This is a genomic window from Rhodoferax sp., from assembly GCF_037143375.1.
In the GTDB taxonomy this organism is placed as follows: domain Bacteria; phylum Pseudomonadota; class Gammaproteobacteria; order Burkholderiales; family Burkholderiaceae_C; genus Rhodoferax.
Genome location: NZ_JBAWYV010000131.1, coordinates 1 through 8878 on the forward strand (window position 1 = coordinate 1; position 8878 = coordinate 8878).

7 protein-coding genes are annotated in these 8878 nt (G+C 52.7%); 4 read left to right on the forward strand and 3 right to left on the reverse strand.

The window, feature by feature from the left end; genetic code table 11:
• From WCG50_RS15250 to WCG50_RS15265, 4 genes are all read left to right on the forward strand, one after another.
• On the forward strand, positions 1–656 hold a 656-nt coding region (locus tag WCG50_RS15250), incomplete at its 5' end, for an ATP-binding protein (protein ID WP_336900458.1).
• 343 nt (positions 657–999) lie between these two features.
• Positions 1000–1347, forward strand: coding sequence for an STAS domain-containing protein (locus WCG50_RS15255; RefSeq protein ID WP_336900459.1), 348 nt, complete (start codon positions 1000–1002; stop codon positions 1345–1347).
• Positions 1348–1361: 14 nt separating this feature from the next.
• A complete protein-coding gene (locus WCG50_RS15260; protein ID WP_336900460.1) occupies positions 1362–1811 on the forward strand; it encodes an ATP-binding protein in 450 nt (149 codons plus the stop codon).
• A gap of 142 nt (positions 1812–1953) precedes the next feature.
• The gene (locus WCG50_RS15265; protein WP_336900461.1) at positions 1954–3786 is read left to right on the forward strand and encodes a bacteriohemerythrin; all 1833 of its coding nucleotides are present in this window, start codon (positions 1954–1956) and stop codon (positions 3784–3786) included.
• Between the two features lie 179 nt (positions 3787–3965).
• On the opposite strand, the gene WCG50_RS15270 is transcribed toward WCG50_RS15265, so the two are convergent.
• The 3 genes from WCG50_RS15270 to WCG50_RS15280 all read right to left on the reverse strand — a co-directional run bounded on the left by WCG50_RS15270 (position 3966) and on the right by WCG50_RS15280 (position 8823).
• On the reverse strand, positions 3966–5540 hold the full coding sequence (locus tag WCG50_RS15270) for a SpoVR family protein (protein WP_336900464.1): 1575 nt from the start codon (positions 5538–5540) through the stop codon (positions 3966–3968).
• Positions 5541–5608: 68 nt separating this feature from the next.
• Positions 5609–6877 carry a YeaH/YhbH family protein gene (locus tag WCG50_RS15275; protein ID WP_336900462.1) on the reverse strand — a complete coding sequence of 423 codons (1269 nt, stop codon included), beginning with the start codon at positions 6875–6877 and terminating at the stop codon, positions 5609–5611.
• 23 nt (positions 6878–6900) lie between these two features.
• Positions 6901–8823: a PrkA family serine protein kinase gene (locus tag WCG50_RS15280; protein ID WP_336900463.1), complete on the reverse strand. Its 1923-nt coding sequence runs from the start codon at positions 8821–8823 to the stop codon at positions 6901–6903.
• Positions 8824–8878 lie beyond the last annotated feature (55 nt).

Here is an 8878-nt window from a genome sequence, read left to right on the forward strand (position 1 = left end):
AGCGTGGGCTGCTGCTGGCCGGAGTCTCACACGACTTGCGCAGTCCCCTTTCGCGTATCCGTTTGGCTGCCGAGTTGTTACCGGAACTCACGAATCCTAAGCCCCACATTGATGTCATAACACGCAACGTCGACCATGCTGACAAACTGATAAGCAGTTTTCTCGACTTTGTTCGTGCTGGCTCTTTGGTGATGGGCGAAACCGTGGATGTAGCCGAAGTGGCAGGTTCGGTGGTTGCGCGCTTTGAGTGCTCCATCGAATTGCTATGCATGACATTGGCACCCGGGCGCGTTCTGCTTGGCAATGCGAATAAGCTGCTGATTGAGCGCCTGGTCTTTAACCTGATTGACAACGGACTCATGCACGGGAAAGCGCCAGTGGTGGTAACTGTGTCTGCTGAGCGCGGCCCTGCAGGTAATGACATTGTGCAAATTGATGTGTGCGATGCGGGAATCGGCTTGCCCGCAGGCCAAGAGGCCGCTCTACTACAGGCCTTCGCCCGCGGCGACCCAAGCCGGAGTCGGCCGGGATTCGGTTTAGGTCTCTCGATTGTTCAGCAGATCGTTGCACGTATGGCGGGTACGCTCGTTTTTATGCGCGATGACCTTGGCCACCATGCGATAGTACGTTTTGAGCGTCTGGCTAGCGTCCACTGACTGCTGTTTGGCCCTTTTGCGAAGCCGCAAGTTCCAAGGCGGAAGACCGAACACAAGCGTGATTCACTCGCAGCAAAAGTTGTGTACAACAACTCCGTACCAAACGCCAATGGAACTCCGACTATTCCAGTTCGGCCAGCAATGAATGGATTCCAAAGCAGGTCACAGCCTAATCGAGCACGTCCATTTGATTAAATATGATAAAAATGTCATGTATTTGATCAAATATGGAAAAAATGTCATATTTGATTGGGCAAAAACCATAAGATAATTTTCGGCTGACTGAAACATATTGAGTCTATTTTGTGGACAGCTTTGTCTGCATGTACCCCGGAACCCCGTTATGGCAACTATTGATTATGAAGATTCCGGCGCAGAGGTGCGCTTTGTTCGTCTGGGAGGGCGACTGGATGGTCCAGGTATCGACCTGGTCTCCGCCAAATTCGCTGCGCTGGCGTGTGCGCAATCCAAACGTGTTGTTGTAGACCTTAGGACTGTCACCTATATTGCCTCGGTTGGCATACGCGAACTTGTATCGAACGCCAAAGCAAATAAGCAGCGTGGCGGTAAGCTTGTCATTTTTGTGGGTGACAATGCGGACGTTTTCAATACATTGGATACGACAGGAATTGGAACGTTCATTAGCGTATTTCAAGACCTGGCACAGGCCGGCGCGTCCGTCAATAGTTAAGTTTGCAGCCGATAATGTCGTCGATTGAGAAGCCTGCTGCAGAGCGTTCATTCGAACCCCATTTGAGTCAAATTAGAGCGGCATCGGAATGGCTGAATGATGTCGGCGCCGCACTTCATATTCCGTTGGGGGCACTCAATCGACTGAATGTTTGCTTGAACGAGGCTATGGCCAATGTACTTGACCATGGCGGTGAAGGGGGGCATGCTGCCCCGTTGCGCTTGTTCATTTCCGTTGAAATCATCCAGCCGTCAGCAGGTGCAGCGACGCTGACGCTTTGCGATAGCGGCAAGAAATTTAATCCTACAACGTTCACGCCAGCACCGTTACCCAAATCACTTGATGACGCCCTTCCCGGCGGGCTTGGCATCATTTTGATTCGTGGTAACGCGAATACAGTCACCTACAGTTACAGCGGCGGAACCAATCAATTGGCAATGACGGTCGTGTGGCAAGAAAGTTAATAACTCTTGTGTTCGCTGAACACTTAACGGTCGTCTATTTTTTGGAAAATGGCGGGCGCTTTTTTGAAGAATCAATTTTTCATGGACGGCCGACAAGGACCGTCGCAGGTCAAAAGATAGGCAAAGTCGGGGAGTTAATGGTGTGATTAAAAACCAGAAAAATGTGGCGGGCAATCTTCGAAAACCTATCTTCCTGATTGCCAGGTTTTCTTCGGAACTGCAACTGCTTGGCACGTTTTTCAGCGTTGCCGTCTTGATGGCGTTTTATGAAACCCTGAAGGAAATTTACTTCAAAGGTGGTTTAACTCTGGTGGAGTCACACGCCATCACGGTGGTTGTTTCAGCGACGTTGGCAACCATTGCGTCCACTTTCATACGCAGCAAGGCGATTGAATTGCATGCAGCGGTTGAGGATGCGGCCAATATGGCGGAAAGTGTCATAACAAACATCTTTGATGCGGTAGTGATCATGGACAGCGACGGGAATATCAGCACGTTCAATCCTGCCGCGCAGAAGATATTTGGTTACCAGGCGTCCGAGGTAATAGGGCAAAGCGTCAACATGCTGATGTCGCCGGCTTATGCGGCAGCGCATGACGGCTACATTCGAAGGTATCTGGATACAAAAGTGCCTGCAATCGTCGGCAAAAACAGGCGCGAAGTTCCCGGGCTACGATCAAATGGCGATACCTTTCCAATGGATTTGATCGTCAGCCAGATGAACTTTAATGACAAGTTGATGTTCATCGGCATCATCCGGGATATCAGTGAATACAAACAAGCTGAAATTGAAACCGAGCGCCTCAGGCAGGCCGAGATGTTAATTGTTGCCAATCTGAAAAAAGAAATGTTGATTGCGGCTGCCATTCAAAAGAATATGCTGCCAAAAAACACTTATCTGCTTCAGCAGTTTCCAGAGATCAAGGCGTTCGGCATATCCAGACCAGCAAAGGAAATGGGAGGCGATTTTTACGATGCGTTTGCCATCGATACGGAGTATCTGGTCTTTGCCATTGGCGACGTATCGGGCAAGGGAGTTTCCGCTGCTTTGTTCATGATGGAAGTAATGGCCTTGTTGCGATCACAGATGACAAGGCCGAGCAAGTTTCCTACAGCAGTAAATACGGTTAACCGATTGCTGTGCAGAAACAACGAGGCCAATATGTTTGTTTCGTTGTTTGTAGGCCTGCTCAACGTTTCGACCGGCCATCTTGATTACATCAACTGCGGTCATGATGTCCCTCTGTTTAGTACCAGCAATGAACCTTTCAAGACGCTGAACGTTCCAAAAAACATTCTGCTCGGGATCCACGAAGACGCAAGCTTTGAGCTCGCCCATATCCGGATGAAGCATGGCGATACCTTGGTTCTCTACACCGATGGCGTGACAGAAGCAGAGAATGACAAGCGCGAGTTTTTTACGTTGAAACGAACTTTAGGCGTGTTGTCTGCTACCTACCCCGACGCCAAAGTGTTGGTTCATGGCGTGCTGAATGCGGTAGATGATTTCCGCGGCGTGCAAGCACAATACGACGATATAACCGTATTTGCAATCCAATACCTTCCAGAGGATTTATACACCGCTCGAAAAAGCTTCTTCGAGTGGTCAGACGATCTGGGCGTCGGTATCGACGTGATTGATGAACAGCACCGCACGCTGGTTGATTTGATCAATCGACTTTATGAGGAAATTATTACCAAGGGATCGAGTAACGAAAATCAGGAAGAAATACTGGAAGAGTTGATCAGGTATGCGATCTACCATTTTGATTTCGAAGAAGAGCTATTGCACAAGAATAGTTACGCTGAGCTCAATGCACATTGCGGCTACCATGCCCGAATGAAGGAGAAACTTCTGGCATTGCTGGAAAACGTCAGGACCAGTTCTGTCACTGTGAACACTGAACTGCTTAGCTTCCTGAAAGACTGGTTGCAACAGCATATTGCGGTTGAGGACAAGAGCGCTTTCTCTTGAGTAAAAGTCGTTCTGAAATGTATGACCGGCACTGCGTTGTGGTGCGTGAAAGACCGGTTTGAGTCAAAACAGCTATTTGAAAATTACGCGATTCCACGCCAGCATGGGGCTTATGCTTTCTTGAGCGAACGGCCCGGTAAAGCCGAAACCAATCTCTCGAAAACTGACCAGCACCCGATTTAATCACCTCCAGCTGGGCTTGAAACCGACCATTGGTTAGTGATGATCCCCGCCTGATTAGCGCTTTCAAGTGAAACACCAAACCCCCACAACCGGGCGGCGTGTTTCAGTACCTCCAGCGTGTTGTCGCCCAGGGGTCGGTCCTGGTACTGGGTGTGGCGCAAAGTCAGGGCGCGGTCCCCCCGGCGGTTCACATTCCAGACTTGAATGTTGGGTTCACGGGTGCCCAGGTCGTATTGCTGCGACAGCGATTGGCGCAACTCTCGGTAGCCCGCTTCATCGTGGATCGCCGATATTTGGAGTTCACTCTGGCGTACATCGTCGCGCACGGCGAAGAGCCGCAGGTCACGCATGACTTTGGGGCTCAGGAACTGACCAATGAAACTCTCATCCTTGTAATTGCGCATGGCGTGGTCCAGCGTGGGTAGCCACGGCTTGCCTGCAAAGCCAGGGAACCACAGGCGGTCCTCTTCGGTTGGGGCCTCGCAGATGCGCTTGATGTCGGTGTACATGGCAAAGCCCAGCGCATACGGGTTGATGCCGCTGTAAGCGCGATGCCCCACGGGAGGCTGAAAAATAACATTCGTGTGGGAACTCAGCCACTCCAGCATGGCGCCGTCCGTCAGGTGGCCGTCCTCGTACAAGGTGTAGAGCAACTTGTGGTGCCAAAACGTGGCCCAGCCTTCGTTCATGACCTGGGTTTGTCGCTGCGGGTAAAAGTACTGGGCGATTTTGCGTACCAGTCGCACCACCTCGCGTTGCCAGGGTTCCAGCAGGGGTGAGTGTTTCTCGATGAAGTAAAGCAGATTCTCTTGAGGTTCCAGCGGGAAGCGTTGGCTTTCAGGGGCGTCTTCAACACGTTCATCCTTTTTAGGCACGGTGCGCCACAGGTCATTCACCTGTTGCTGGGCATAGGCTTCGCGTGCCTTGCGATCGCTGATCTCCTGAGCCAGGCTTTTCTTGCTGGGACGGCGATAGCGGTCAACCCCATAGTTGGCCAGCGCATGGCAGGAGTCCAGAAAAGTCTCTACCGTTTCCATGCCATAACGCTCTTCGCATTCGCTAATGTACCGACGCGCAAACACCAGGTAGTCAATGATGGATGAGGCATCGGTCCACATGCGAAAAAGGTAGTTGCCTTTGAAAAAACTGTTGTGCCCATAACCCGCGTGGGCAATCACCAGGGCCTGCATCGCCGTAGAGTTTTCTTCCATCAGATAACTGATGCAGGGGTCTGAATTGATCACAATTTCATAGGCCAGTCCCATCTGTCCGCGCCGGTAGCGTTTGTCGGTGGCTATAAATTCCTTGCCGTAACTCCAGTGACGGTAGTTGATGGGCATGCCCACGCTGGCGTAGGCGTCCATCATCTGCTCGGCAGTGATGATCTCCAACTGGTTCGGGTAGGTGTCGAGACCAAAGCGTTGGGCCGTTTGGTGAATCACCTCGTGGTAGCGCTCGATCATCTCAAACGACCAGTCGCTTTGCGCTGGCAAAGGTTCCCTGGCGCGGGGTGGTGATGGCAAGGGCTCCTGCAAGACAAACCGGACGCGTCTGTCACAACCCAGTGGCATGCTGGTCGGTTGGTCAATATGCCGGTGCTCTTCGGGCGGTTTGGGGCCTGATGGGGCGAGCGGGGCGTTCATGCAGTTTCTCCTTCCTTCTTGAAGAGATCACGAAACACAGGGTAAATTTTTGACGGATCAGTGGCCTTGCGCATGGCAAAGTTGTCATGCTCCTGAGCCAGTTGGGTGTATTCTTGCCAGAGGTTTTGCTCATCTTCGGCGACTTGAACATAGGCGTAGTAGCGGCACAGCGGCAGGAGTTTTTCACTCAATATTTCCCGGCAGCGCCCGCTGTCACTGCTGTAGTTATCGCCGTCGCTGGCTTGTGCACCGTAGATATTCCATTCGGTGGGCGAATAGCGTTGAAGCGCAATTTTTTGCATGAGCTCCAGCGCGCTGCTCACCACGGTTCCACCACTTTCGGTGGCATGAAAAAAATCTTCCTCACAGACTTCTTGCGCCTGGGTGTGGTGGCGTATATAAACGATGTCGATCTTTTCGTAGTGGCGGGTCAGGAACAGGTAGAGCAAGATAAAAAACTGCTTGGACAGACTTTTACGATCCTCGTCCATCGAGCCCGAGACATCCATCAGGCAGAACATCACCGCCTTGGAGGTCGGCACCGGCGTCTTGACGCGCCCACGAAAGCGCAAGTCCAAGGGGTCTAAATAGGGGATGTTCTTCAGGCGCCGCGTCAAGGTGTCAATCTCAAGGCGCAGGGCGCGTATCTCGGGTGCATGCCCGAAGGGAGCCTGTTCGAGTTCGGCAAGTTGCAATTGCTTTAGTTTCAGTTCACGCCGCGCTGCAGCCCCCAAGGCCAGGCGACGGCCCAAGGCCCCGCGCATGGATCGGACCACGCTCAGGTTGCTGGGTGTGCCATCGCGCGTGTAACCGGCGCGGTGTGATTTCCACTCCGGTGATTCTCCAATCTGGCTGCGAATCAAGTGCGGCAAGGCCAGGTTCTCAAAAAAAATCTGCATGAATTCTTCTTTGCTCAAGGTGAAGACAAAATCATCCTCACCCTCGCCGGAATCACTGGCCTGACCCTTGCCACCCCCCGACCCGCCACTGGGGCGTCGAATGCGGTCGCCGCGCAGGTGGTCCACATTGCCCGGGTGCACGGTGTCGCGAACGCCGCCTTGCCCGTGGTGGAATACGGGTTCACTGATGTCCTTCTTGGGAATCGTGATGTTCTCGGCCTGTTCCATGTCGCGAATGCTGCGCCCTGCCACGGCCTTGCGCACGGCTTCGCGAATCTGCTCTTTATGGCGGTTCAAAAACCGCTCACGGTTGCCGATGGACTTGTTCTTGCCCGCCAGACGGCGGTCGACGATATGCAGCGCCATGCAACTCCTTCTGAGTCAAACCGTCAGGAACTCTTTCTGACGCGCAAATACCATTCGCACAGCAGGCGTACCTGCTTGGGGGTGTAGCCCTTGCCCACCATGCGAGTGACAAAGTCTTCGTGTTTCTTCGCCTCGTCGGCGCTGGCCTTGGCATTGAAGCTGATCACGGGCAGTAGTTCCTCGGTGTTGGAGAACATCTTCTTCTCGATCACCAGACGCAACTTCTCGTAACTGGTCCACACCGGATTCTTGCCCTGGTTATTGGCGCGGGCCCGCAACACAAAATTGACGATTTCGTTGCGGAAATCCTTCGGGTTGGCAATGCCTGCGGGCTTTTCGATTTTTTCAAGTTCGGCGTTCAGGGAGACCCGGTCAAACACCTCGCCGGTGTCGCTGTCGCGGTACTCGTTATCCTGAATCCAGTAGTCGGCGTAGGTCACGTAGCGGTCAAAAATGTTTTGACCGTATTCGCTATAGCTTTCCAGGTAAGCAGTCTGGATTTCCTTGCCAATAAATTCGGCGTAGCGAGGCGCCAGCAGTTCCTTGATGAAACCGGTGTACTTGTGTTCCAGTTCCACCGGAAATTGCTCGCGTTCGATTTGTTGCTCCAGCACATACATCAGGTGCACCGGGTTGGCCGCCACCTCGGCGCTGTCGAAGTTGAAGACCTTGGACAAAATTTTGAAAGCAAAGCGGGTTGAGACCCCGTTCATGCCTTCGTCCATGCCCGCGTAATCCCGGTACTCCTGGTAGCTTTTGGCGCGGGGGTCGGTGTCTTTCAGGCTCTCGCCGTCATAGACCTCCATCTTGCTGTAAAGGCTGGAGTTCTCGGGCTCCTTCAGGCGCGTCAGGACCGCAAACTGGCTCATCATCTTCAAGGTGCCGGGCGCGCATTTGGATTCTCCCAGCGACGACTCACGGATCAGTTTTTCGTAAATCTTGATCTCTTCGCTCACACGCAGGCAGTAGGGCACTTTGACGATGTAAATGCGGTCTAGAAACGCTTCGTTGTGTTTGTTGTTTTTAAAGGCCTTCCACTCGCTCTCGTTGCTGTGGGCCAGCACAACGCCATCAAAGGGGATGGCGCCAAAACCTTCCGTGCCCTTGAAGTTGCCTTCTTGGGTAGCGGTGAGCAGCGGGTGCAGCACCTTGATCGGTGCTTTGAACATTTCTACAAACTCCAGCAGTCCCTGGTTGGCCAGGCACAGGCCGCCGGAAAAACTGTAGGCATCCGGGTCGTCTTGCGAGAAATTCTCCAGTTTCCGGATGTCTACCTTTCCCACTAATGAAGAAATATCCTGGTTGTTTTCATCACCGGGTTCTGTTTTTGAAATGGCGACTTGTTTAAGAATATTGGGGTAGCGTTTAACCACTTTGAACTGTCGGATATCACCGCCAAATTCATCCAGTCGTTTGACTGCCCACGGCGACAATATCCGTTGCAGGTAACGGGTAGGAATACCGTAGTTCTCCATCAGAATGGGACCGTCTTCGGAGGCGTCAAAAAGACCCAACGGAGTTTCATTCACGGGCGAGCCCTTGATGGCATAAAACGGCATTTTTTGCATCAGGAATTTGAGGCGCTCAGCCAGCGAACTTTTGCCCCCGCCCACCGGACCCAGCAGATAAAGAATCTGCTTGCGTTCTTCGAGGCCTTGGGCGGCGTGCCGGAAGTAACTCACCACTTGTTCAATGGCGTCTTCCATGCCGTAGAACTCGGCAAAAGCGGGGTAAATCTTGATCAGCTTGTTGGCAAACAGCCGCGACAGTCGCGGGTTGTTGCGCGTGTCGAGTAATTGTGGCTCACCAATGGCGGCCAGCATGCGCTCGGCGGCGGTGGCATAGGCCAGCGGGTTGCGCTTGCACTCTGCCAAATAATCGTCAAGTGTTAACTCTTCTTCGCGATTTCTCGCGTACCGCGCTACATAGTTACCGATAACGTCCATAAGACCTCCGTGATCTCATTACTACCGAAAAATACTGTGCTGGCCTGACCCCGAT

Coding starts and splice junctions, on each gene's coding strand:
- WCG50_RS15255 (WP_336900459.1), top strand. CDS start 1,000: ATGGCAACTATTGATTATGAAGATTCCGGCGCAGAGGTGCGCTTTGTT.
- WCG50_RS15260 (WP_336900460.1), top strand. CDS start 1,362: ATGTCGTCGATTGAGAAGCCTGCTGCAGAGCGTTCATTCGAACCCCAT.
- WCG50_RS15270 (WP_336900464.1), bottom strand. CDS start 5,540: ATGCCACTGGGTTGTGACAGACGCGTCCGGTTTGTCTTGCAGGAGCCC.
- WCG50_RS15275 (WP_336900462.1), bottom strand. CDS start 6,877: ATGGCGCTGCATATCGTCGACCGCCGTCTGGCGGGCAAGAACAAGTCC.
- WCG50_RS15280 (WP_336900463.1), bottom strand. CDS start 8,823: ATGGACGTTATCGGTAACTATGTAGCGCGGTACGCGAGAAATCGCGAA.